Here is an 897-nt window from a genome sequence, read left to right on the forward strand (position 1 = left end):
GGCCTCAAGGCCCTGCACCTGGGCGCCCAGGCGATTCGCTGCGGCGACGCCGAGGTGGTCATCGCCGGCGGCATGGAGAACATGAGCCTGGCGCCCTATGTCATGCCCAAGGCCCGCACCGGCCTGCGCATGGGCCATGCCCAGCTGGTCGACAGCATGATCACTGACGGTCTGTGGGACGCCTTCAACGACTACCACATGGGCATCACCGCCGAGAATCTGGTCGACAAGTACGCCATCAGCCGCGAGGAACAGGATGCCTTCGCCGCCGAGTCGCAGCGCAAGGCCTGCGCCGCCATAGAGGCCGGGCGTTTCGTCGATGAGATCACCCCGATCCTGATTCCCCAGCGCAAGGGCGAGCCCGTAGCCTTCGCCAGCGACGAGCAGCCGCGCGCCAGCACCAGCGCCGAGTCCCTGGCCAAGCTCAAGCCGGCGTTCAAGCAGGACGGCAGCGTCACCGCCGGCAACGCCTCCAGCCTCAACGACGGCGCCGCCGCGGTGCTGCTGATGAGCGCGGAAAAAGCCCAGGCACTGGGTTTGCCGGTGCTGGCCCGTATCGCCGGCTACGCCAACGCCGGCGTCGATCCGGCGATCATGGGCATCGGCCCGGTCTCCGCCACCCGGCGCTGCCTGGCCAAGGCCGGCTGGAGCCTGGAGCAACTGGATCTGATCGAAGCCAACGAGGCCTTCGCCGCCCAGGCCCTGGCGGTCGGCAAGGAACTGCAGTGGGATGCCAGCAAGGTCAACGTCAACGGCGGCGCCATCGCCATCGGCCACCCGATCGGCGGCTCCGGCTGCCGGATCCTGGTGACCCTGCTGCACGAGATGATCAAGCGCGACGCCCACAAAGGCCTGGCCACCCTGTGCATCGGCGGCGGTCAGGGCGTGGCCCTGGCG

1 protein-coding gene is annotated in these 897 nt (G+C 69.0%); it reads left to right on the top strand.

Annotated features, from left to right (window positions below; all coding sequences use genetic code 11):
• Positions 1-897: acetyl-CoA C-acyltransferase (locus P8H27_RS20510; RefSeq protein ID WP_289639598.1), on the top strand; the 897-nt coding region annotated here is incomplete at both ends.

This window comes from Pseudomonas sp. sp1636, from assembly GCF_030376615.1.
GTDB lineage: Bacteria > Pseudomonadota > Gammaproteobacteria > Pseudomonadales > Pseudomonadaceae > Aquipseudomonas.